This window comes from Bacillus sp. FSL W7-1034, assembly GCF_038593365.1.
Lineage (GTDB): Bacteria > Bacillota > Bacilli > Bacillales > Bacillaceae > Bacillus > Bacillus altitudinis.
Genome location: NZ_CP151989.1, coordinates 1,621,548 through 1,645,738, shown reverse-complemented (window position 1 = coordinate 1,645,738; position 24,191 = coordinate 1,621,548). Strand labels below are relative to the sequence as shown.

The following is a 24,191-nucleotide window of genomic DNA, read 5'->3' as shown; positions in this document are numbered from 1 at the left end:
TCCCCCTTATATCAATGAAAAGGTTAATTGAACGAAACTGCTAATCTTGCGTTAGCAATTTTTTCGTATGGAATATTGATCTCTTTCTTTCTTGTCTTGATCTTCACTGTCACTGTTGCAATCTCACCATCAAAGCTTGTAAGCTCACCTTCAAATGCCTTTTCACCATCAATTGGTTCGTATGTTTTCATAAAAACATTTTTTCCAAGTGCTTTTTCAAAATCAGCTTTTTTCTTTAATGGGCGCTCCGCTCCAGGAGAGGACACTTCAAGAAAGTAGTTTTGGCTAATTGGATCTGCCTCATCAAGCTTTTCGCTCAAGGCTTCGCTCACTTTGGCACACTCCTCGATATCGACGCCTTTGTCAGAGTCAATAAATACGCGAAGGAACCAGTTTTGACCCTCTTTGACAAATTCAACATCAACGAGTTCAAGCTGTAAGCCATCTAAAATTGGCTGTACCATGTCGCTTACGATGTCCACTACTTTTTTGCTCATTCTCTTCCTCCTTGTGCTTTCGATAAACGCTCTTATCAATCATTCTGCATAAAAACCCTGCTTTATTGTGAGCAGGGGGAGCAGAAAACGGATGAATAATGTCGAGACAAAAATTGCCTGTTCAATACAAAAGAGCGGGTTTCCCCACTCTTGTCTCGGTAATCGTTAGCATTTCCATAAAAACTATACCATATCCAATTTTTTTATGCAAATGAAGTTCCTTATAAACAGGCATTCTTCATCAGTTCTTTCCATTCATTCTTTTGGCGTGTTCACGAATGATTCCTGCCTCCCGGCTCTCCTTTAAAACTCGAAACCCGTCATAATCCGGGTAGAGGGAATCATCGTCTTGAATGCTTGTTAAAATCCAAAATTGGCTACCTGCGCCTCCGAGCTGTTCAATTGTCTTCAGCCAGCTATCATATACTTCAGGACGGGCTGCTTGATTTTGATAGCCAAACTCTTCTAATACAACAGGTTTGCCAATTGCGTTTCCTCGGGTGATATGATCTTTTATCCATTTCACTCCCCATGCAGCAGACTGATTCCAGTGATCCGGGTATAAATGATAGGTTCCATAATCAATATGAGGGAGAGCAGTCAAACGATCCCAATCAACACCTTCTCCCCCACTGTAAAACCAATCGTCATGACCTGTCATGCGAAAGAACCCTTCGTCTCCTACTGCAACAAGGTGATTCGAGTCAATTGATTTGATCCATGCACTCATTTCATCTGCCCAGTTTACTAGTATATCTCCCGAAGGGTCTGACTGAGCGCGCGGCTCATTGGCGAGCTCCCATGTCATAATAGCAGGATCATCTTTATATTGAACACCTGAGTACGTATTGGTTCTCTCTAATACATAGCGCACATAGTTTTTGTAAGCTGTTTTAATCCGAGAATCTGTATAAAAGTGATCATGTGATCCTGCCTGAAACCACTTCACATATTGATTCATCCCGCCAAAGTCATCCCAATTGTTCACGAGCGGGATGACCAGCTTGATTCCTTCCTGCCCTGCTTTATAAATCGCATAGTCTAGTTTTTGAAAACCGGATTCTTCATAAACACCTGGACGAGATTGTAAGACTGAGTTTTCTTGAGGGGTACCATCGTGAAATCCCCAAATACGAATAACCTTTAAATCCATTGCCTTCATATCGTCAAAAACAGCATCTACCATCTTTTTTGATTTGTAATGGAAATAATAATTATTTGTGCCAGCAAAGTAAAATGGGTGGTTGTTCAATACAAAATGTGTACCAGATGTTTGCACATAGGAGGAGGCCTTTACGGTCAGAGTGAACCAACCCGCCCATAAAGTGATCAGCAGCATAAAACAAGCCACCCGTTGAACCCATTTTTTCATTCCATTCTCCTCCTCACAATCTCTTATTCTACTGGTACGATGATATCTAGTTGAAGCGGTGTTTGTTTAGTTGAATCAAGTTCAATCGTCTGCTGCTGCAACATTTTACTTTCTTCACCAATTCGAACCTCATACGTCCCGTGAAACGCTGGACATGTCACTTGGCCATTCGCATCTGTTTTTTCCACTCTTTGTGTCGTCCATTCCTGTAGTAGCTTTTCATAACGCCTGCCTGCTTCATTTAACGACCAATCATGATTCACGATGGCTGCGTGCTCACCTCTCCAATGAGCACCCGCCCAAAATCCCCACATCAGCACACCTTTTACGGCTGGATGACTAAAGGCAACCCGATATAAAGCTTCTAAGTTATCCGCTCGTCTATTGGCATCCGGATGAACAGAGTCATACTCTGTCACCCATATCGGTAGACCAAGCTCAGCAAGCACATCTAGTCTTTGTTTTACAACGACTGGATCCACTCGATCTTCAAAGTGACCTTGAACTCCAATAGCCTCAACTGGTGCCCCCAACTGACGAAGTTCATTGATATGTGCTTTATATGCGTGATGTTCGCCGTATGAGATTACATTATAATCATTGACAAACAGCAAGGCTTGAGGATCAATTTTTTTCGTTTCTTCATACATCCATTTCCAAATCTGTTTCCCAAACCGGTCTTTAAAAAATGAACCATGCATCATTTCGTTGTTTACATCCCAATGACGGAATTTCCCTTTGAAATGATTGCCTGCATGCTCAAGCCGCCTTTTCATGGCTTCATATACTTCATGATTCGGTAATGATTTCAGCCAGTTTGGATTGGCATCCTCTACCTCCCAAAATAAGGCGTGCCCCCTCACTGGAATTTGGTGTCTATTGGCAAAATTCAGCATGGCATCTGCTTTTTCGTAGGTTATTTTCCCTCTTTCAGGCTCATTTGCATACCATTTTGCCTCATTTTCAAACACAGCCCAATTAAAATGTTGAACAAAAAAATCAGCATACGTTTGATTGAATAGTACTTGGTCATTCATTGCTGAACCAAATGCAAATTCATGTCTGATTTGTTTTATTTCCACCTCTATTCCGGCAACTGGCTTTTGTTCCTTATTGATGACGTTTATGACAAGCTCTCTTTGTCTATGTTGTAAGATTCGATTATTTGCTTCTTTTCTCCAGCTTTGATTTTCTTGTTCCTGTGATCCGCCATTCGATGAATGATTCATAAATTCTTTCTTATTAACCATGATGACATCACCTTTGCTTTCATTTCATTTATCTTATTAGGAAACCGCCGGCTAAAAAAGCCGGCAGCTGTACTACGTTCTATTCGTTTATGAGACGATGGTATTCTGCATAAGCCGTAGCCATATCAACTTGCGACCAGAAACGGTGGTAGGTGAAACTTGGCGCTCCGTTTTCCCAATTGCCTGTTGCTTCATTAAAAGATGATTGATATTTACTCTCCAGTGCTGACCAGGCTGGGTCTTGCTTGATTTTCGGACGAAGATCTGCAAAGCTCGTATACACTCCGTTACCTCCTCGCTGCGGGTCAGAAGGAATGGTGCTGGAACCAGGAATCTGATTTCCTTGACCAAATGTTCCATTCCAGCCATTTGGGAAGTACACTTCTTTTTTAAAGAAACGGTGGTAGTCTTCTCTGTCTTCCTCTGTCACAATCCCTACACCATCATTGTAATTCCAAGCAACCTCAAGGAGCTGTGCCGCTGTCTCTTTTGCTCTTATGCCAAGTGTTGTGTAGTTTCCTGTCTCTTTCTGTGTTGCAGCAGCAAAGAATGTGAGTGCTTTGATTAGACTGCCCAGTACACCAGTATCTTGAGTAGGATCTTTTGTAACTGCCGTTAAATTTGGATTACCTGTTGCAGATTGGAACCCGCTCCAAGTGTCAGGCTGACCGCTCCATTCTATATTCCCAGGAATCCAAAACTCTCCCGGTGCACTCGTCGTAGCAACAGCAACATTGGTCCCCCCTAGAATTCTTTGACCCTGACCATCTAAAAAATATCCATCTTGATCCGACACAGGACGCGTGCCAATAAAAATATAATCTAGTGAATAGTTGACCCATTTTGTGATGACAGATTTGGCCATTTGGAAATTTTCAGATGTTTTATCGCCATCTTTTGCAAAGATATAATAAAGCTCTGCTACACGCTCAATCGGCCATGCTTGCATTCCAAACCAGTTATTGGACGGAGGATCATGGTAAACAGGCGCATCTTCATAAGCCATATCATAAAATGTACTTCTTCCTGCTGGATAAGCGCTATAGTCTCCATTCCAGCTGTTGGTAGCACCTCCTGCAATCGCTCCCTCTTTTGATTGAAGCCAGACGTAAAATTCAAGCTGTCTCTTTAACGTCTTTTCCCAATCACTTGCAGCAGTCGGTGACGCTGGCTTTAAGCCTCCCTTATCTGAGGATAAAGCGTAAGCAGCGACTGGATTTTGATACCCTTGATGACAATGGCTCGCACCGATACGCCATGACCAATTCGCATATTCTCCAAGTCCCCCGCCCCAAGAGGTATACCATGCCATTAAGTGATGACATGCACTTTTTCCATTTCCAGGATACGGATTACCTTGCTTGCCGCTTCCAATTGTTTGAAAATATTTATCGTACATTCCGTAACGAAGGAAATCACCCATCTTTTTCGCTTTATCAAGATAGACTGACCCATTATAGCCAAGTTCCTTTGCCCAATACATTGCCTGTATCGCACGTGCATCAGCGTCCGTCGCATTTGTGTAGCGCCACTGGGCGGCTGGCGCTTGATTTTCTTTTGTGAACAAGCTCATGAAACCTTCATTGGGCTTTCCGGCTGTTTTATCATCTTGTGATGGATGAGGGATGGCCTCCCATACGGATTCTTGCGGACCCCGCTGAAATGTGTTTACATATGCGGCTGTATGTGATGGGTTGAGCAAATTCCCATATTCATACCAGTTGTCTACATCAAGAAGCCAATGCATTAAATACGTTTCATTCGTTCCGTAAGTTGACCTCAGCTCATGATCAATTGGATCTTGACCAGCAGGGCGAGCACCCGTCAACTGACTCGGATATTGATCTGGATATGGTTTTTCTGAAGCGTATGTGGCTGGGCTGGATGGATTGTAAGAACTCATATGCGGCTGTTCGTCATGTCCATCTTCGTTTACTGGAATGATAAACTTCTCCATATTATCCCAAGCCGCTTCTAGTTTGCTCCAATCGCCTGTGTAATGACCATACAATGCTTCAAGCCATAACCAATAGCTGTAAGCTTCTGAAGTTGTCATATGTCCGTAATCAGGTGCCTCGCAAATGAGTGTCTCAACGGAATGATACGGAATGCCTTCTTTTGAAAAATATCCATTCGTCTCGTTTTTCATTTGATGATAAAGTGTTAAAAACCGTTCTTTATTTGTCATGTCCTCACCCTTTATATTTATTTATTCGGAAGCGTACCAAATACTAAATCACCTTGATCAAAAACAGGAATTCTCGCTGTTTTTTGCATATTGGATGTTAATCCTTGAAAGGAATAATCATTTGAGGCATCCCATATATTCGCACCATTTGGCGCAGATAACCGGAACTGTATTTCCTTCTTATGAAGCGATTCGCCTCCTGGAAAAATAGCTACGCCAGTAAAATCGATTTCTGTAAAATAGATATGGGATGATGCGTCATACACCGTTAACGGAGATAAGGAAGCGCCTTCATTGTAGACAGCTGTCACTTGAATATCTTTATCAGTGAATCCCTTCGCAAATATCTCGCTCAGATTGACATAATATCTAAAAGAAAGTGATTGACTACTTCTGGCCGGCCAGCCTGATCGATTGTATAGAATGGCTTTGATCTGAGTAGATGTTGTATCGTTACTCATGACAGCTGCCTCTACAAAAAACTCATCTTCCACTTTTTCTTTAGGCGGAAAATTCGGCAGCTTTGACTGCCCCTGACCAAACAGCTGCACCATTTTGGCTACATTTCCAGTAAAGGCGGCATTATAGTCTGTTGCTACCTCGTTTGATACATAGTCAGAGATGTCATCGGTATACTGATCCTGTGCATTAGGCCCCCCAACAAGCGCTCCATAAAGCGTGTGCCGATGAGAAGAAGGAGTTGTCAACTGATTAGACCATGAGCCATGCGCAGTTCGATGGTGTGGATGCATCGGCGGATTTTTGCCAAACCCAACGACATAGCTTCTATTTTGCGGATTATCCCCTAACATATAGTGTGTTTGCCTGATCGCAAACGTTTGGTATCGATTCTTTTTTTCTTGATCAGAGACCCAATCTGCGTACACAAACGCTAAAAATGCAGCATTTGCTGTATAACGAAGTGAACCCCATTGATCTAACCACGCTAGTCCGCCAGGCGTATAAGTGATTCTTTCTACTTTTCCATTTTGAACAAAACCCGTCGACCAGTAATCGAGATTACGCTCCGTCGATTCGATAAACCTTTTCTCCTTTGTGATTCTCGCAAGTAAAATTTGCGAAGCAAAAAAGGTATTGTCCCACGACATCGTAAACGTATAGTCCCAATCCTTCGGCCATTCTTCTACTGCTTTTAGTGCTTTGTTTAAATAGGTCTGGTCATTTGTCGCCAAGTACAGCCATATTCCACCCCAAATGAGCTCATCAATATAGCCGCTCCAAGAGTTATAAAATGGCTGCGCATTGGTGACACAATCTGTATACTCACCGCGATATTGGTCAGCAAATGCATAAAGCTGCTTTGCATGGGTGAGAAGTTTTGCTGCATAAGGCGCATCAGTTTCTTTAAAAATAATTGAACCTGCTGCTAAAGCGGCTGCGGTTTGGGCGGCTACTTCTGTTCCTGGACAATGTTCATCAATTTTAAATGCCGGCCGGTTCATCGGCATCACTTCTGCTGGACCCCACCAGCCATGATCCGCATTCCCATCGCCTACTTGTGCCCAAAATTCATTTGGACCTGTATGGGCTTTCAAAAAATAATCGGTTGCCCACTTGATTTGATCTAACATATCATCAAGCAGCTCTGCCTCTTCGTAAGCTTCTCGGTACTCATAGACTGTCCATGCAAGCACGGCTGCAGAGTAAGCCATCGGAAGCCCGAACTTCACATGATCACCAGCATCGTACCAGCCGCCTGTTAAATCATGACCAACATCTTTCCCATCCTCTAGTCCAGAATCCCCTCGCCAGTTAAGACGATTGCTTTCAGGAAGCTTTCCGGAACGCTGGGCTTCGTAAAACAAAATGGATTTTTGAAGCACCTCTACATAGTTGTAATCTGACATGTACCTACTTCTCACCCCTTCTTTTTTCTTAAACGTGAAACATTGAACAAGAAATGACCACCTCCTTTTTATTCCGTTCGTGTTTTGTACAGTGTTGAAAAGAATCAAGCGTGTTTCAAAAATGTGCATAGTAAACAGCCATCAGCTTGACGCTCACCGAGGGTGGTTTTCTCCTGATTCTTCATGTGACTGTACCCAAAATGATCATATGTCGTATGAGAACATTTCAGACGGCTAAATTCTCTTTTTTGCTCTATTTGGGTAGAAAGAATGACATACAATCTCTTCTCTCAAAACACGACGTTAAATCAAGATATATGAAACAACAAGAAAATAATTCCAGTTAAAATATTTAGTTAACATAATAATATTATTGTATATACAAAAAAGAACGCCCTTTAAGGGCGCTCCTCATTTTTCACATTAGAACAAAGAAAGCTGGTTTTGATCAGGAAGTGCTTCTAAGCAACCTTGACGATCCAAATACTCAAGGATGGTCTTAGACACTTTTCCTCGTTTTTGTAAATCTTCTTTTGAAAGGAATTCACCATCTTGGCGTGCGCGTACAATATTTAACGCAACGTTTGTTCCGAGTCCAGGGATGGAGTTGAATGGCGGGATTAGCCCGTCTCCATCAATGATAAACTCAGTGGCACTTGACCGGTATAGGTCTACTTTTTTAAAGTGATAGCCTCTTTCACACATTTCAAGTGCAAGCTCTAGTACAGTTAATAGGTTCTTCTCTTTCGGTGATGCATCAAGACCTTTTGAGTTAATATCGTCCATGACCGCTCGAATCGCATTCGATCCTTTTGTCATCGTTTCGATATCAAAATCATCAGCACGAACGGTAAAATAAGCCGCATAGTACAGAAGTGCATGGTGCACCTTGAAATAAGCAATCCGAACGGCCATTAATACATAAGCAGCCGCGTGGGCTTTAGGGAACATGTATTTAATCTTTTTACAAGAATCAATGTACCAGTTCGGTACGTTATTATTCTTCATTTCTTCTTCCCATTCAGGAGGAAGTCCCTTCCCTTTACGAACAGATTCCATGATTTTAAAGGCAAGTGACGGCTCTAAACCTTGATAAATCAGATAGACCATAATATCATCACGACAGCCAATCACTTCGCTTAGTTCACACGTTTTATTATGAATCAGCTCTTGGGCGTTGCCGAGCCATACATCTGTACCGTGAGATAGACCAGAGATCTGAACAAGCTCCGAGAAGGTGGTCGGTTTTGTATCCTCAAGCATCTGACGAACAAACCTTGTGCCAAACTCTGGGATCCCAAGTGTTCCCGTTTTACATCCAATTTGTTCTTCTGTGACACCGAGAGGTTCCGTTCCTTGGAAGATTTTCATGACCTCAGGATCATCTGTCGGAATCGTTTTTGGATCAATTCCGCTCAAGTCCTGAAGCATACGAATGACCGTTGGATCATCGTGTCCAAGAATATCTAGTTTCAGCAAGTTATCATGGATTGAATGGAAATCAAAATGCGTCGTTTTCCAATCAGAACCTGTCGCATCTGCTGGATATTGTATTGGTGAGAAATCGTAAATGTCCATATAATCCGGCACGACGATAATACCGCCTGGATGTTGGCCTGTTGTCCGTTTGACGCCCGTACAGCCCTGTACGAGCCGGTCAATTTCAGCACCTCTCATATGAAGGTTATGATCTCCTGCGTAGCCTTTCACATAACCATATGCCGTTTTTTCTGCAACGGTACCGATTGTACCTGCACGGTATACATACTCTTCACCAAACAGCTCTTTTGTATAGTTATGGGCAATCGGCTGATATTCTCCTGAGAAGTTCAAGTCGATATCAGGCACTTTATCTCCTTTAAAACCTAAGAACGTTTCAAACGGAATATCGTGTCCGTCTTTTTTATACGGCGTCCCGCATTCAGGACAGTCTTTATCAGGAAGGTCAAATCCTGAGCCAACCGATCCGTCATTAAAGAACTCAGAGTGCTTGCAACTTGGACATACATAGTGCGGCGCAAGCGGGTTTACTTCTGTAATCTCTGTTAATGTCGCAACGAGAGATGAACCAACTGATCCCCTTGAACCAACTAGATATCCATCATCAAGTGATTTCTTAACAAGCTTATGAGAAATTAAATAAATAACAGCGAAACCGTGACCAATAATACTCTTTAATTCTTTCTCAATCCGGTCTTCTACAATTTTCGGTAAATCGTCACCGTAGATGCTGCGAGCCATGTTATAGCTCATTTCCCGAATTTCTTCATCTGCACCTTCGATTTTTGGTGTATAAAGATCGTCTTTGATTGGTTTAATACTTTCGACCATCTCAGATACTTTTTGCGTATTCGTCACGACAATCTCTTTCGCCTTCTCGTCTCCAAGGAAAGAGAAGGCTTCTAGCATTTCATCAGTTGTTCTAAAATGAACTTTTGGCAGTTCATGACGATTAAGCGGATTCGCCCCGCCTTGTGATGAAATTAAGATTTTGCGATAAATTTTGTCTTCTGGATGCAGGTAGTGCACATTTCCAGTCGCCACTACTGGTTTATTCAGTTTTTCACCAAGTTTCACAATGTTTGTGATGATCTCTTTTAATGCACGGTCATCCCGAACAAGCTCCAGCTGGAGTAAATGCTGATACACTTCTGGCGGATGAACTTCTAAATAGTCGTAAAATGCGGCAATGTCTTCTACCTCATCAGGTGACTTCTGCATCATCCCTTCAAACACTTCACCCTTATCACAAGCAGACCCAACAATTAAACCTTCTCGATATTTCTCAAGCTGTGAGCGAGGGATACGCGGCACGCGGTAGAAATAATGAATATGAGAAAGTGAAACAAGCTTAAATAAATTCTTTAGACCCGTCTCATTTTGTGCAATCACGGTTGCATGGTAAGGACGTGAGCGCTGATACGCATTGGACTGTCCCATGTTTTCATTCAATTGATCGTGGTAAGCAATCTCTTTTTCAGCCGCATCTTTTAGCATCTTCAGCATGAGGTAACCAGTTGCTTCTGCATCATAAATCGCCCGGTGATGCTGCGTGAGTTCAATATCAAACTTTTTACACAGCGTGTTCAGCCGGTGATTTTTAAATTCAGGATAAAGGAATCGGCCGAGTTCTAGTGTATCAATGACAGGGTTTGACGCTTTATCTGTTTTTAACAGGCGCTTATATGCTGCATTTAAAAAGCCCATATCAAAGCTCGCATTGTGAGCAACAAGGATACCTTGTCCAATCCACTCTTTGAAATCTCGAACAACATCGACCACATCTGGTGCATCTCTCACCATGTCATCCGTGATACCGGTTAGTTCAATGGTTGTTGCTGATAACGGATGATGAGGGTTTGCAAATGCCTCAAAGCGGTCAATGATTTCCCCGCCTTTGATTTTCACAGCTGCAAGCTCAATGATCGTATCATACACAGCAGAGAGTCCCGTTGTCTCAACATCAAATACGACAAACGTCGCATCTTCTAACAAGCGGTGCTCTGGATTATACGCAATCGGTACCCCGTCATCGACTAAATTGATTTCCACCCCGTACATCATTTTGATGCCATGCTTTTTACTTGCTGCATACGCATCTGGAAAGGATTGTACAACGGCGTGATCTGTCAGGGCAATGGCCTCATGCCCCCATTTTTTTGCTTGTTCAACAAGTCTACCGATGCCAGTGACAGCATCCATCTGACTCATTGGCGAATGCAAATGAAGCTCAACACGCTTTTCTCCCTCAGGTGCAGTATCTTCTTTCAGCTGAGGTTTCATTTCATTGACGTCATTTGCGATCATGACAAGATCTCTCACAAACGTATCGTTTTGAATGCTTCCTCTTGCTTTGACCCACATCCCTTTTTTCAAGGATTTCATGAGCTGGGCATCTTCTTTTTCTCTCGCAAACATTTTGATCAAAATACTATTCGTATAATCGGTAATTTTAAAGATACAAAGGGTTCTGCCGCTTTTTAGTTCGCGCGTTTCTGCATCAAACACGTATCCTTGGACGGTGATTCGTCTTTCTTCGTCCATAATACTATCAAGCGTACGTATTTCTTCATTGTCTTTGATTTGATAGCCAATCATCAGAGGGCCAGAAGGGGCTTCCTCTTGATCCTCACTTTCCTTCTTCTCCATCTCAACAAGGGCTTGCATGGCTCTTTCTTGATCTTCAGCAAGTTTTTGTTCTCTGAACTTCTGAATCTCTTGATCTGATACAAAAATTTCTGTATCAAATTGAAGTTCTGGAAAACCGACTTGTTTAAATGCAGCCTGAAGCATTGGGCTATATTTCTTTTTGATGGCCAAAGCCTCAGTTTCGCTTTTTGTTTTGATGATGATCTTATGTCCAGACAGCGCTGGTTTTTGCTGTTGAAGCAAGCTAATGATTGGGGGAGAAATTCCTTGAAGCTCTTCCACACAATGTGACCAATACGATTGAACGAGCTCTTCAGATATGTGCGGATCATTGACTTCAATCGTACAAGTGACTTGTGCGATATGAGAAAATGCATTTGTCAGCCTGCTTAAAAACATTGCATATACTTTGTAAGGCAAAAGCGCCTTAAATTTAAAATGGAAATGCCACGTTTTTGCCGCCTTATGCACCGTCAATTTGACGATCTCGCCTTCTTCAAAGTAACGGCTGAGGTCATCATCTGTCATTTGAATCTGATTGAGTAATATATGAAATTGCCGCCGGGTAATCGGTAATTGTTCATCCAAGACAGGACCCTCCTTTTGCAAATCAGAAAGGTACCTCTTTTTTGCAGGAGGTACCTTCATTTTTTTGTTCGTTTTTTATGCTTGGCGTATAAATGAAATCAGTTCATCAACAGATACTTCGTGTGATTCACCTGATTTTCTAAATTTCACTTCGACAATACCTTCTTCTGAACGTTTCCCGCAGCTAATGCGAATTGGCAGTCCAATTAAGTCACTGTCGGCAAATTTGACGCCTGCACGCTCTTGGCGGTCATCGAAAAGGACTTCATAGCCCTCTTCCTGTAAACGCTCATACAGCGTTTCAGCCAGTTCCTTTTGTGCATCGTTTTTCATATTTAAGGCAAGTAGATGAAGATCATATGGCGCAACTGTTTCTGGCCAAATAATCCCCTTGTCATCATGATGTTGTTCAACAATCGCAGAAAGGGTTCTAGAAATTCCGATGCCATAGCAGCCCATGATCATTGGCTGCGCACGTCCATTTTCATCGAGGTATGTTGCATCCATTGCCTCTGAATAACGTGTGCCTAGCTTAAAGACTTGTCCTACTTCAATTCCTTTTGCGAACTGGATTGTGCCTTCACCATCTGGAGAAACGTCTCCTTCTTGAATCAAGCGAAGATCTGTATATTCCTTCACTGATAGATCACGAGCAGGATTGACATTGACATAGTGATAATCCGATTCATTTGCACCTGCAACTGCATTTGTCATTCCTTTTACAGCGTGGTCTGCATAAATCGTTACTTCCGCTTCAAGCTTCACTGGTCCAACAAATCCTGGTTCTGTTCCGATCACGTCTAGTACTTCCTCACGTGAAGCAAGCTCTACAAGCTGTGCTCCAACTAAGTTTTTCACTTTCACATCATTTACTTCATGATCGCCTCTTGTCAGGACAAGTACATACGCATCGTCCGCTTTAAACAAGACAGATTTAATACATGTAGAAGGAGCCACTTCTAAGAATGACGCAACATCTTGTATCGTCTTCACCTGCGGCGTGTGTACTTTCTCAAGTTCTTTGAAGTCCGCAGGGTTTGCTTCTTCTCCGTGATACACAGCCTCAGCCATTTCAATGTTCGCAGCGTAGGAAGATGTGTCAGAGTATGCGATTGTATCTTCTCCTACTTCTGACAGTGCCATAAACTCATGTGTATCTTTTCCTCCCATTGCCCCAGAATCGGCAATGACGGGTCTAAAGTTAAGACCTACTTTTGAAAAGACATTCGAGTAAGCTGTAAACATTTTGTTGTATGTGTCATCAAGGCTCTCTGGTGAAGAGTGGAATGAATAGGCGTCCTTCATAATAAATTCACGTCCGCGCAATAACCCAAAGCGAGGTCTTTGTTCATCACGGAATTTAGATTGGATTTGATAAAGTGTCAAAGGAAGCTTTTTATACGATTTGACTTCACTGCGTACGAGTGATGTGATCACTTCTTCGTGTGTTGGGCCAAGTGCAAACTCGCGGCCGTGGCGATCTTTCATACGCATGAGTTCTGGACCGTATGTATACCATCTTCCTGACTCTTGCCACATTTCTGCTTGCTGCAGCACTGGCATTAACAGCTCAGCTGCACCCGCCTTTTCCATTTCCTTGCGAACAATGGCTTGAATGTGCTGAATCACTTTATGTGCTAGCGGCAGATAATGATAGATACCGCTCGTGTTTTGTCTAATAAATCCAGCTCTTACTAATAGCTGATGACTTTTTGCCTCAGCATCTGCCGGCACCTCTCGAAGAGTTGGAATGAAAGTCAGGGATTGTCTCATGTCGTTACACCTCATTTAAGAAATAGGACTTCTCACAAAAACTCTTGTTTCCCAGAATGAGAAACAAGAGACATTGGTTTTTATAAAAATAATCGCTGGATGTCATTCCATGTCACTACTAGCATTAATAGCATGAGGAACGCAACACCAATGAAGACAACAAGTGCCTCTTTCTCACGATTAATTGGTTTGCCGCGAATGGCTTCAACGAATAGGAAAAGTAATCTTCCTCCGTCTAATGCAGGAATCGGTAATAAATTCACGATCCCTAAGTTGATACTAAGAAACGCAGCAAACTGCATTAATGTTAACACACCTTGTTTCGCTACTTCTCCTGTCATGTCATATATTCCAACAGGCCCTGCAAGCATATCTAATGAAAATTGTCCTGTGACAATCTTTTGCAAGTTCGTTAAGATGAGACCTGCTGTAGATATCACTGTCGTTCCTGAGGATGAGATGACTTTGAGAAAGCCATTTTCCGTTGGCGGATAAGAGCCAAAACGGCCAATGGTTTTTCCTTCGGCCTTCACAGCTTCTGGTACAACTTGGATGGTGCTTTCTTTGCCGTCTCGGTCAATGACGACATTCATTTTTTTATCTGGGTTCTTTTGAACCGTTTGAACAACGTCTGTCCAAGAATTCATTTTATCCCCGTTAATTGAAACGATATGATCTCCCTGCATAAGCCCAGCTTGCGCTGCCCGGCCGTCTTTTGTCAGCTTACCAAGTACAGGATCATCCACGGTTACACCTTGAATAAATCCTAAAGCCACTAGAATCACATATGCCAGGATAAAGTTCATAATCGGTCCAGCTGCAATGGCTTTAATACGCTGCCATACTGTTTTTGAACCAAACTGACGGTTGTATGGCGCAATTTGAATTTCTTCACCATCTGCAATATAGAAGCTTGTTTGGCTTACATTGTAGCCAGTCAGAATGTCTTCATTTCCAGCCTCATATCCTGAAATTCTCATCGCATGGTCTAAATCAATTTGTTCAACTTCAATGACAAGTGCATCAGGATATTTCTCTTTATCATTTAAAATGATTTTTTCTACTTCATTTTGCTCATTGAATAAGAGCCCCACTGTATGACCCGGTTTAATTTCAATGACTTCAGGGTCTTCTCCAGCCATTTTAACAAATCCACCGATTGGCAGAAGTCTGATGGTATAGACGGTTTCTTTTCGTTTAAAGGAGAAAATCTTCGGTCCAAAACCAATTGCGAACTCGCGGCATAAAATGCCTGCGCGCTGCGCCATAATTAAATGGCCAAGCTCGTGGAAAAAAACGAGCGTTCCAAAAATAATAATAAACGCAATCACTGTATTCACGAACATACCACCTTATGCGAGGATTGATTGAACAAAGTCTCGTGTATCTTTGTCCACTTCATGGATATCTTGCAAACTAGGCGTTGAAATCACATGATGTCTGTTCAGTGCCTTTTCAATCAATTCTTCAATTTGCAGGAACGTTACTTTGCCTTTTAAAAATGCATCAACAGCTATTTCATTGGCTGCATTAAGCACAGTAGGCATTGTCCCTCCTATTTTACCTGATTCATAAGCAAAATGTAAGCAGCGATACCTGTCAAAATCCGCTTTTTGGAAATTTAATTGTCCAATCTCCCAAAGGTTTAATGATTTCGCTTCTTTTAATGGCGCTCTATCAGGATAAGTGAGCGCGTATTGAATCGGAACCCTCATGTCAGGTGTACCTAACTGAGCCATGACACTTTTGTCATGGAATTCCACCATGGAATGGATGATGCTCTCTTTATGTAACAGCACATCAATTTGATCGTATGGGATATCAAACAGCCAATGCGCCTCAATCACCTCAAGCCCCTTATTCATCATGGTCGCTGAATCGATCGTGATTTTTGCGCCCATGGACCAGTTCGGATGATTTAGCGCTTCTTCTACCGTTACACCTTCAAGCTCCGTGCGTTTTTTATCTCGGAAACTGCCGCCTGAAGCTGTGACGATTAAGCGTTCAATGTTTTTAGCTTGTTCACCTTGCAGGGATTGAAAAATAGCGGAGTGTTCACTATCGACAGGAAGTAAAGGCACGTCATACTTTTTGGCGTACTCTTTTACTATATGACCAGCTGTCACAAGTGTTTCCTTATTTGCAAGTGCGATCGTCTTTTTTTGTTCAATGGCTTTTAATGTCGGTACAAGTCCGACACTTCCTACCAGTGCATTGACCACAACATCCACTGCATCATAGGTCGCTGCTTCGATGTTTGCTTCATCACCCGCAGCCATTTTGACATCGTATTGAAATGAATGACCTTTTAACGTGCGATAGGTCGCTTCGTCTACACATCCAACAAATTCAGGCTGAAATTGTTCAATGATAGGGATGGCCTTGTCTATATTTCTGCCAAACGTCATCGCTTTCAACTTGAATTTGTCTGGATGCTGCCTGATCACATCTAATGTTTGTTCTCCAATTGATCCTGTTGCGCCTAATAGCGAAATATATTTCAAATTGCCACTCCTTCTCTCGTTCAATTAGTTTCTATGAGGTTAGCTAGCAAACGTGGCCAGCAATAAATATAAAAACGGCAGAACGAATAAAAAGCTGTCAAACCTGTCCAAAATTCCGCCATGACCTGGGAGGATTGTCCCTGAATCCTTCACATGGTAATGACGCTTTAAAGCAGATTCCACAAGGTCGCCAAGCTGTCCAAAAATACTGAGCAAAAGAGTAATAAACATAACAAGCAGATATGATGGCAAAAATCCTGTAACCGCCTGGAACACAAGTGACAGCACGACCGCTGTGACGATTCCGCCGATAAATCCTTCTACTGTTTTGTTTGGGCTGATCTCTGGCCAAAGCTTTCGTTTCCCCATAGATTTCCCAATAAAATAGGCACCTGAGTCAGTGGACCAAATAATCACCGCTGCGAAGAAGATCGCACTCATGCCATACAAGCCTCTAATTTGAATAAAATAATAGAAACTAACGCCAATATATAATGTGGCTAATATAACAAAAGCAACCTCATCGAATGTGAAAGAGTTTTTGCTCAGAACTGTATAAGTTAAAAGGATTAAGACTGCAAATAAAGCAATCTGCATTTTTGATGCGTCTACGTTCGGGAAGAAGCTATTTTCTCCGCCCATTAAAAGCCAAAGCAATATTAAGCTGACAATGCCAGGAAAGCTGAAAATCGAAATCTTTTTCATTCTAAGAAGCTCAAAGAGAGCGACACTTCCCATTAAATAAATCAGCAGGGTAAATGGCATTTGTCCATAAATCACTGCAAGTAAAAACACTGCAGCTGCCAGAACACCCGTCAAAATTCTTTGTTTCATCTGCACCACCCTCTAAATTCCACCGAACCTCCGGCCGCGGCGCTGGTACTCTCCGATAGCGCCTATGAGATGCTCATCAGAAAAGTCAGGCCAAAGCACATCCGTAAAGACAAACTCACTGTACGCAATTTGCCAAAGCATAAAGTTGCTTAATCTAATTTCTCCACTCGTGCGAATAAGCAAATCCGGATCTTGAAGAGATTCTGTCATTAAATAAGCTGAAAACATCTCTTCTGTGATGTCTTCTGCTCGAAGCTTGCCATCTTTGACTTTTTCAGAAATTTGTCTGCATGCAGAAATAATTTCTGTCCGTCCTCCATAATTGAGCGCAAAATTTAAAATGAGTCCGTCATTATTCGCCGTACTCTTCACTGCGTTCTCTACCGCTTTTTTCGTATGCTGCGGGAGGCCGTCTGGATCACCTGTTAAACGTACACGGACATTTTCCTCGATAAGTTCAGGCAGATAGATGTTTAGAAACTCTTCAGGAAGCTTCATTAAAAAGTCTACTTCTAGTTTTGGACGTTTCCAATTTTCTGTAGAGAAAGCATACAAAGTCAGCACTTTGACATTCAGCTCATTTGCAAGCTTGGTCATGCGCTTGACAACTTTCATTCCTTCATGATGTCCTGCTACCCGTGGAAGCGCACGTTTCTTCGCCCATCTTCCATTCCCATCCATGATAATGGCGATATGTTCAGGAATTTCTCCATTTAATATGTCTTCTTTTGTCAGGCTTTCTAAGTTGGAAGCTGCTGTTTGCTGATTCTTCCAATTTTTGAGTATATTGAGCATGAGATTCCTCCATCACCCAAAAAGGTTGCGTTCCCGCTAATAATATAGTCCTCAACAGTATTAACAAAAAAACCCCCTGTAAACATGAAGAGGGTCTTTTCACTATTATCTATTGTACATAGTTTTTTCTTAAACTTCCATGATTTCTTTTTCTTTATCTTTTGTCACTTCATCAATTTTAGCGACATATTCATCTGTCAATTTTTGAACATCCTCTGTAGATGATCTTAATTCATCTTCAGTGATCTCCCCATTTTTCTCTAGCTTTTTCAATTCATCGTTTGCATCACGACGAACGTTACGAACAGCTACTTTTGCTTCTTCTGAGTATTTTCTCACAACTTTTACAAGTTCTTTACGTCTTTCTTCTGTTAGTGCTGGGATCGCAATACGGATCACGTTTCCGTCACTTGTTGGTGTGATACCAAGATCAGACTTTTGGATCGCCTTTTCGATATCACCGATCGCTGTTTTATCGTAAGGTGTGATAATCAGCATACGTGCTTCTGGCACTGTAATTGACGCAATTTGGTTTAGTGGTGTTTGCGCACCATAGTAATCCACTGTTACTTTGTCTAAAAGGGAAGCATTAGCTCTGCCCGCACGGACAGTTGCTAGTTCACGTCCGTATGCTTGAACGGCTTTTTCCATTTTTTCTTTTGTTTGGTTCAACACTTCTTTTGACACGTTATTTCCCCCTCACGATCGTTCCGATTGATTCGCCATTGACGGCACGTTTAATATTTCCTTCTTCCATAATAGAGAAGACGATTAATGGAATGTCATTGTCCATACATAATGAGGACGCAGTAGAATCCATTACAGCAAGCCCTTCTTTTAGTACATCAAGATATGAAAGCTTATCATATTTTACTGCATCCGCATCTGTACGAGGATCAGCACTGTAGACACCGTCTACATTGTTTTTCGCCATTAAAATGACATCTGCTTCAATTTCAGCTGCACGAAGTGCTGCTGTTGTATCAGTAGAGAAATAAGGGTTACCAGTACCTGCAGCAAAAATCACGACACGTTTCTTCTCAAGGTGACGGATCGCTTTTCTTCTTATGTATGGCTCTGCAACCTGTCTCATTTCGATAGAGGTTTGTACTCTAGACTGAATGCCAAGCGTTTCTAGGCTGTCTTGTAATGCCAATGAATTCATCACTGTTGCAAGCATTCCCATATAGTCTGCTGTTGCCCGGTCCATTCCTAAGTCACTGCCTGTCTTACCACGCCAAAGGTTTCCTCCGCCTACAACGACTGCAACTTCAACATCAAGTTCTGCAATTTCTTTTACTTGCTTTGCAATTGATTGAATGACAGTTGGGTTAATTCCATTTCCAGCATCACCAGCTAGTGCTTCTCCACTTAGCTTCAGTACAATGCGATTATATTTCGGTTTGCTCATGATAACCTCCAAGTGTAAACTATACCGTCTCTTATTATGCGTAAGAAACCGTCTTTTGTAAATCAATATCCTCTAAAAAATAGGGAACACAGTGCTTGTGCTCCCTAAAAAAGCCCCAGAGAGCTTTTCAAACATTATTTTTTCACTTGGCTCATGACTTCTTCAGCAAAGTTGTCTTGACGCTTTTCGATACCTTCGCCCACTTCATAGCGAACATAAGTTTGAACAGTTGCGTTTTTCGCACCTACAACTTGTTTCACTTTTTCATCTGGGTTTTTAACGAATGCTTGGTCAAGTAAGCAAATTTCTTCGAAGAATTTGTTTAGACGGCCTTCTACCATTTTAGCAACGATATTTTCAGGCTTTCCTTCTTGAAGCGCTTGTTGTGTTAATACTTCACGCTCACGGTTTGCTTCTTCTTCAGACACTTGGTCACGAGAAATGTATTTAGGGTTTACAGCAGCAACGTGCATTGCGATGTCTCTCGCAAGCTCTTCATCAGTTGTTCCGTTAAGAACCGCTAATACACCGATGCGTCCGCCCATGTGTAAGTAAGAACCGAATGCAGCGTTATCTTCTTTTGTGATGACTGAGAAACGGCGCAGCGTAATTTTTTCTCCGATTTTCGCAATTGCAGAAGTAATATGTTCTTCAACTGTTGAACCATTTTCCATTTTAGAAGCATGTGCTTCTTCAATTGTTGCAGGTTTCGCAGCAAGTAAATGATCAGCAAGTTCGTTAAGAAGATTTTGGAATCCTTCGTTTTTCGCAACGAAATCAGTCTCAGAGTTCACTTCTAGGATAACGCCAGTATTGCCGTCAGTTTTAATAAGAGTTAATCCTTCTGCCGCAATACGGTCTGCTTTTTTCGCAGCTTTTGCGATCCCTTTTTCTCTTAGAAGATCGATTGCTTTGTCGATGTCACCATCAGTTTCTGTTAACGCTTTTTTACAGTCCATCATACCTGCACCAGTTTTTTGACGCAGTTCTTTTACTAATTGAGCAGTAATTGCCATTTTACATTTCCTCCTTCTATGTTAAAACACGGATTACTAGGTGAAAAAAAGGTGATAAAAGGCAGTTCCCTCTTATCACCTTTTGAATAGGTTACGCAGTTGTTGTTTCAGTTTCTGTCGTTTCTTCTACAACAGCTTCTTCTTCGCCTTGTTTAGACTCAAGAATCGCATCTGCCATTTTAGCAGTTAGAAGTTTTACAGCACGGATTGCATCATCGTTTGCAGGGATCACAACATCAATTTCGTCTGGATCACAGTTTGTGTCAACGATACCGATAATTGGGATATTCAATTTACGAGCTTCTGCAACTGCAATACGCTCTTTACGAGGGTCGATAATGAAAAGTGCATCTGGAAGACCCTTCATGTCTTTGATTCCGCCTAGGAATTTTTCAAGACGTTCTAATTCTTTTTTCAGTTGAACGACTTCTTTCTTAGGAAGAACTTCGAACGTACCGTTTTCTTGCATTTTTTCGATATCTTTTAAACGTTTGATACGTTTTTGGATTGTTTCAAAGTTTGTTAACGTTCCACCAAGCCAGCGTTGGTTTACATAGAACATACCAGAACGGATTGCTTCTTCTTTCACTGAATCTTGTGCTTGCTTTTTCGTACCAACGAAAAGGATTTTTCCTCCGTCAGCAGCAAGGTTTTTCGTGAAGTTGTAAGCTTCCTCTACTTTTTTCACCGTTTTTTGAAGATCGATGATGTAGATACCGTTACGCTCTGTAAAGATGTAACGCTTCATTTTTGGGTTCCAACGGCGTGTTTGGTGACCGAAGTGAACACCAGCTTCTAGCAATTGTTTCATAGAAATAACTGACATGTTGTTGCCTCCTAATATAATGGTTTTTTTTCCTCCGCTTAAGTCATGTTCACATAAAACTGCGCCACGGCAGCACCTTCATACGAATCATTAAGCGTGTGTATTTAACACCAAGAAATAATATAACACATGATGGACTGACAATCAAGAATCCTTTACAGCTTTCCGCTAAATTTTAATAAAAGCTCGATTTCTGTCTTGCCCGTTTTTAATTCTTTCGCTATTTCTTCTAATGATAGCCCTTGATCATATAAGGCCTTTACTTGATCCTCGAATGTTTCTTCTCTTTCACTTTCAGAAGGCGCAGAAGCTTCTGTTTCGAGACTTGAAACGGGTTCGTTTACCTTCTCTTCCTGCACCTCAACTTCGCTAAGGAGAGCCGACAGGTGCTCTGGAACTGGATCTTCACTTTCTACCGATTGCTGGGATTCAATTGGTGGTTGTGGCTGCTTTGGTGTCTGAAGATCCGATTTCAGCTCTTCAGCAGAAAAATCAGGGGAAGTGGCTGCAGCTTTTGATAGTTTTTCATTCTCTTCTTTGACTTCCATCAAAAATGCAGCCAGGGTATTTTCCGTTTCTTCTAAAAGCTCTCGCTGCTTTTGTTCTGTTGCCTTCAGCGAATTCATTCTCGTGTATAAAATGATCACAAAATAAATAAGTGCAGCATGAAGCATAAAGCTAATCAGCCATAGCATATTTTTTCACTCACTAACTCTTTAAGATTGAATGGCTTTATCAAGCAGATGCTTAAGCTTGAACAATGCCTTTGAATGAATTTGCGAAATGCGGGAGGTCGATAAATTAAGCACTTGACCAATTTCCGTTAACGTCAATTCCTCTTTATAGAAAAGACTAATCACAAGCTTTTCTTTTTCCGAAAGCTCTGTCATTTTTTCGGCAAGCTGTTCAATTAATTCATCTTTCAGCATTTTTTCTTCAGGTGTCACAGTCTTTTCGTCGCGAATCATGACTTGAACGTTTTCTCCGTCTTCTTGATCATGCAGCTTCTCATCAATCGAGAGCAAATTCGCAAAGAACCCTTCATTCATCGTTGTGACCACATCTTGTTCACTCATGCCGAGTTCTTCAGCAACCTCTGTTGGTGTCACATTTCGTAAATATCGCTGTTCAAGCTTTTCAATTGCCGCTTCTACTTTTTTTGTTTTTTCTCTTGATGTACGAGGCAGCCAGTCCTCTTTACGAAGACCGTCGATGATGGCCCCGCGAATTCTGAAGGATGCATATGTATCAAACTTCAGATCTCTTCCGGGGTCAAATTTTTCAAGGGCATCATATAAACCGAGCATCCCTAGACTGATCAAGTCTTCTTTGTGCACTGACTTCGGGAGACCGATGGAAATTCTTCCAACATGATATGTGACGAGCGGCATATAGCGGCGCATAAGATCATCTCCAGCAGCTGGGTCCTTCCACTCTTTCCATCTAGCCCATAGCGCCTGATCTTCGTAATTTAAGGATTGCATCTTTCTCCCCCTATACTTCCTTAGTTATATCTTCATAATGCCTTGTTTCACAGTGCGGATCTCAAGTTCTGTTGTAAGCGGATCGAATTCAATCGTGCGTCCATTGTTTCCGCCCGTGTCCTCACTAATGATCGGGATATGATGAAGAGACAGATGTTCTTTCACAGCTGATACATTTCTAGGTCCAATTCTCATCAGATCATTGGTTGACTTAAATTTAAACATTTCTGCGCCGCCAGCAAGCTTCGCTTTTAGCGCATGTTTGCGCGCTCCTTCTTTTAAGAGCAGATCAATTGTATGCTTGACACCTGTATCTGCATACTTAGCCAAGTTCTCTACCGCTCCTTTTGAAAGAGAGGAGTCTGGAAGCATGACATGGACAAGTCCTGCCAGTTTTTTTTCTTGGTCAAAAAGGACAAGTCCTACGCAAGAACCGAGACCGGATGTCCGAATACGGTCCGGTGTTTTCACAAGCTGAACATCCGCTATACCAACCTTTACAACTGCCGGAATCTGCACGTTCATTATAGGTTACCTAATGCTTTGAACAGTTTTTCAAACGATTCAAAGTCTGGTAATAGAAACATATTTCCTTTCAGCTCTTGCTGATTTTGATCATCAAAAATCGATGTATCAATCACAATCGCCTGATCGCCGAGAGGGCTAAACTGCATTAATCCTTCACTAATGACAGCCCCGAACATGTCGAGCGTGACATCTGGAACACTTGGTTGAAGCTGCAGTTTTGTTAAATCGGCAAGTGCTGATAAATAAGAGCCCGCTAAAATATTTCCTAGCTCATGAAGCGCTGATGTTCCTAGCATGTGTTCATGAATCGTATCAATATCAAATGCTGGGTCCTGAACAAGCTCTCTTACAAATTGTTCAGCTTGTTCAAACGGCATAATGAAAAAGATTGAACCGGTAAGATCACCCTCCATTCGCAAAAAGATACTGGCAACTGGAAGGTCTGCTCCACCAAAGAAATCCATTAAATCTTCAAACGAGAGAACTTTGACAAAAGGAACAGCCATATCAATTTTGCGATTCAATAGGCTGGCAAGAGCAGACGCTGCATGGCCTGCTCCGATATTCCCAACCTCACTTAAAATATCTAGCTGTTCATCTTTAATTTCATTGAAAATGCTCATTTCACATCCCCCTTAATGAACAGGTGCATCTTGCACGCTCTTGTCGAGGACCGCACCAGCATGAATGATATTGAATAGACGCTGATCATGCTTAATAATTCCTGTCACCCATGACAGTCCTTCTTTTTCAGCTGTATCAGTAGAAGATTCTACCTCTTCCTGATGGACAGTAATGACATCATTTGCTTCATCAACAATCCAGCCGACTTCAATGTCACCAACTTGTACAATAATCATTCTTGTTTCGTCTGTAATCTCGTTGTCAGTTGATCCAAGTCTCACTCTAAGGTCAATGACAGGTGTCACGACACCACGTAGATTAATGACACCGCATATATAAGGGGCAACGCCAGGAACTCTTGTCGGCTGCTGCCATTTTTCAATGGACTTTACTTCTGATACTGAAATGGCGTATTCTTTTTTGTTTACGATAAACACAATCATCTTTTCGCCAGTTTTGATATCTGTACTCATTTCAGACCGCT

The 24,191-nt window shown here is 41.9% G+C and carries 20 protein-coding genes; all 20 read right to left on the bottom strand.

What is annotated here, in order from left to right; translation table 11 throughout:
- Positions 1-23 precede the first annotated feature (23 nt).
- The 20 genes from rimP to NST73_RS08320 all read right to left on the bottom strand — a co-directional run bounded on the left by rimP (position 24) and on the right by NST73_RS08320 (position 24,180).
- Entirely contained in the window at positions 24-497 is a 474-nt protein-coding gene (gene rimP / locus NST73_RS08415) for a ribosome maturation factor RimP (RefSeq protein WP_008344744.1), read from the bottom strand.
- Positions 498-738: 241 nt separating this feature from the next.
- Positions 739-1,869: a cellulase family glycosylhydrolase gene (locus NST73_RS08410; protein ID WP_268431946.1), complete on the bottom strand. Its 1,131-nt coding sequence runs from the start codon at positions 1,867-1,869 to the stop codon at positions 739-741.
- A 23-nt stretch (positions 1,870-1,892) separates the two neighbouring features.
- Positions 1,893-3,119, bottom strand: coding sequence for an endo-1,4-beta-xylanase (locus tag NST73_RS08405; RefSeq protein ID WP_041507294.1), 1,227 nt, complete (start codon positions 3,117-3,119; stop codon positions 1,893-1,895).
- A gap of 79 nt (positions 3,120-3,198) precedes the next feature.
- Positions 3,199-5,307: a glycoside hydrolase family 48 protein gene (locus NST73_RS08400; protein ID WP_342499509.1), complete on the bottom strand. Its 2,109-nt coding sequence runs from the start codon at positions 5,305-5,307 to the stop codon at positions 3,199-3,201.
- A gap of 17 nt (positions 5,308-5,324) precedes the next feature.
- Complete coding sequence (locus NST73_RS08395) at positions 5,325-7,175, bottom strand: glycoside hydrolase family 9 protein (RefSeq protein ID WP_035392050.1); 1,851 nt, start codon at positions 7,173-7,175, stop codon at positions 5,325-5,327.
- A 423-nt stretch (positions 7,176-7,598) separates the two neighbouring features.
- Positions 7,599-11,852 (bottom strand): PolC-type DNA polymerase III, encoded by a 4,254-nt coding sequence (locus NST73_RS08390; RefSeq protein ID WP_342499553.1) that lies wholly within the window; start codon positions 11,850-11,852, stop codon positions 7,599-7,601.
- 135 nt (positions 11,853-11,987) lie between these two features.
- The gene (locus NST73_RS08385) at positions 11,988-13,685 is read right to left on the bottom strand and encodes a proline--tRNA ligase (protein WP_024720366.1); all 1,698 of its coding nucleotides are present in this window, start codon (positions 13,683-13,685) and stop codon (positions 11,988-11,990) included.
- Between the two features lie 80 nt (positions 13,686-13,765).
- Positions 13,766-15,031, bottom strand: coding sequence for an RIP metalloprotease RseP (rseP, locus tag NST73_RS08380; RefSeq protein ID WP_007499546.1), 1,266 nt, complete (start codon positions 15,029-15,031; stop codon positions 13,766-13,768).
- Positions 15,032-15,037: 6 nt separating this feature from the next.
- On the bottom strand, positions 15,038-16,189 hold the full coding sequence (gene dxr, locus NST73_RS08375) for a 1-deoxy-D-xylulose-5-phosphate reductoisomerase (protein ID WP_017359078.1): 1,152 nt from the start codon (positions 16,187-16,189) through the stop codon (positions 15,038-15,040).
- Between the two features lie 39 nt (positions 16,190-16,228).
- Complete coding sequence (locus tag NST73_RS08370; RefSeq protein WP_007499550.1) at positions 16,229-17,023, bottom strand: phosphatidate cytidylyltransferase; 795 nt, start codon at positions 17,021-17,023, stop codon at positions 16,229-16,231.
- Between the two features lie 12 nt (positions 17,024-17,035).
- Positions 17,036-17,818, bottom strand: a complete 783-nt coding sequence (locus NST73_RS08365; protein ID WP_342499508.1) for an isoprenyl transferase — start codon at positions 17,816-17,818, stop codon at positions 17,036-17,038.
- Between the two features lie 129 nt (positions 17,819-17,947).
- Positions 17,948-18,505, bottom strand: a complete 558-nt coding sequence (gene frr, locus NST73_RS08360) for a ribosome recycling factor (RefSeq protein WP_008344764.1) — start codon at positions 18,503-18,505, stop codon at positions 17,948-17,950.
- A 1-nt stretch (position 18,506) separates the two neighbouring features.
- Positions 18,507-19,229, bottom strand: coding sequence for a UMP kinase (pyrH, locus tag NST73_RS08355; RefSeq protein WP_008344767.1), 723 nt, complete (start codon positions 19,227-19,229; stop codon positions 18,507-18,509).
- 134 nt (positions 19,230-19,363) lie between these two features.
- A complete protein-coding gene (gene tsf / locus NST73_RS08350) occupies positions 19,364-20,245 on the bottom strand; it encodes a translation elongation factor Ts (protein ID WP_007499558.1) in 882 nt (293 codons plus the stop codon).
- A gap of 91 nt (positions 20,246-20,336) precedes the next feature.
- Positions 20,337-21,071 carry a 30S ribosomal protein S2 gene (rpsB, locus tag NST73_RS08345; protein ID WP_007499561.1) on the bottom strand — a complete coding sequence of 245 codons (735 nt, stop codon included), beginning with the start codon at positions 21,069-21,071 and terminating at the stop codon, positions 20,337-20,339.
- Between the two features lie 155 nt (positions 21,072-21,226).
- Complete coding sequence (locus NST73_RS08340; protein WP_045034267.1) at positions 21,227-21,766, bottom strand: hypothetical protein; 540 nt, start codon at positions 21,764-21,766, stop codon at positions 21,227-21,229.
- A gap of 21 nt (positions 21,767-21,787) precedes the next feature.
- Positions 21,788-22,555: a FliA/WhiG family RNA polymerase sigma factor gene (locus NST73_RS08335; RefSeq protein ID WP_007499565.1), complete on the bottom strand. Its 768-nt coding sequence runs from the start codon at positions 22,553-22,555 to the stop codon at positions 21,788-21,790.
- Between the two features lie 24 nt (positions 22,556-22,579).
- Positions 22,580-23,080: a chemotaxis protein CheD gene (locus tag NST73_RS08330; RefSeq protein ID WP_007499566.1), complete on the bottom strand. Its 501-nt coding sequence runs from the start codon at positions 23,078-23,080 to the stop codon at positions 22,580-22,582.
- Positions 23,080-23,706 carry a chemotaxis protein CheC gene (locus tag NST73_RS08325; protein WP_024720363.1) on the bottom strand — a complete coding sequence of 209 codons (627 nt, stop codon included), beginning with the start codon at positions 23,704-23,706 and terminating at the stop codon, positions 23,080-23,082. Before NST73_RS08325 ends, NST73_RS08330 begins: the two co-directional genes overlap by 1 nt.
- A gap of 12 nt (positions 23,707-23,718) precedes the next feature.
- Positions 23,719-24,180: a chemotaxis protein CheW gene (locus NST73_RS08320; protein WP_007499568.1), complete on the bottom strand. Its 462-nt coding sequence runs from the start codon at positions 24,178-24,180 to the stop codon at positions 23,719-23,721.
- Positions 24,181-24,191: the final 11 nt, after the last annotated feature.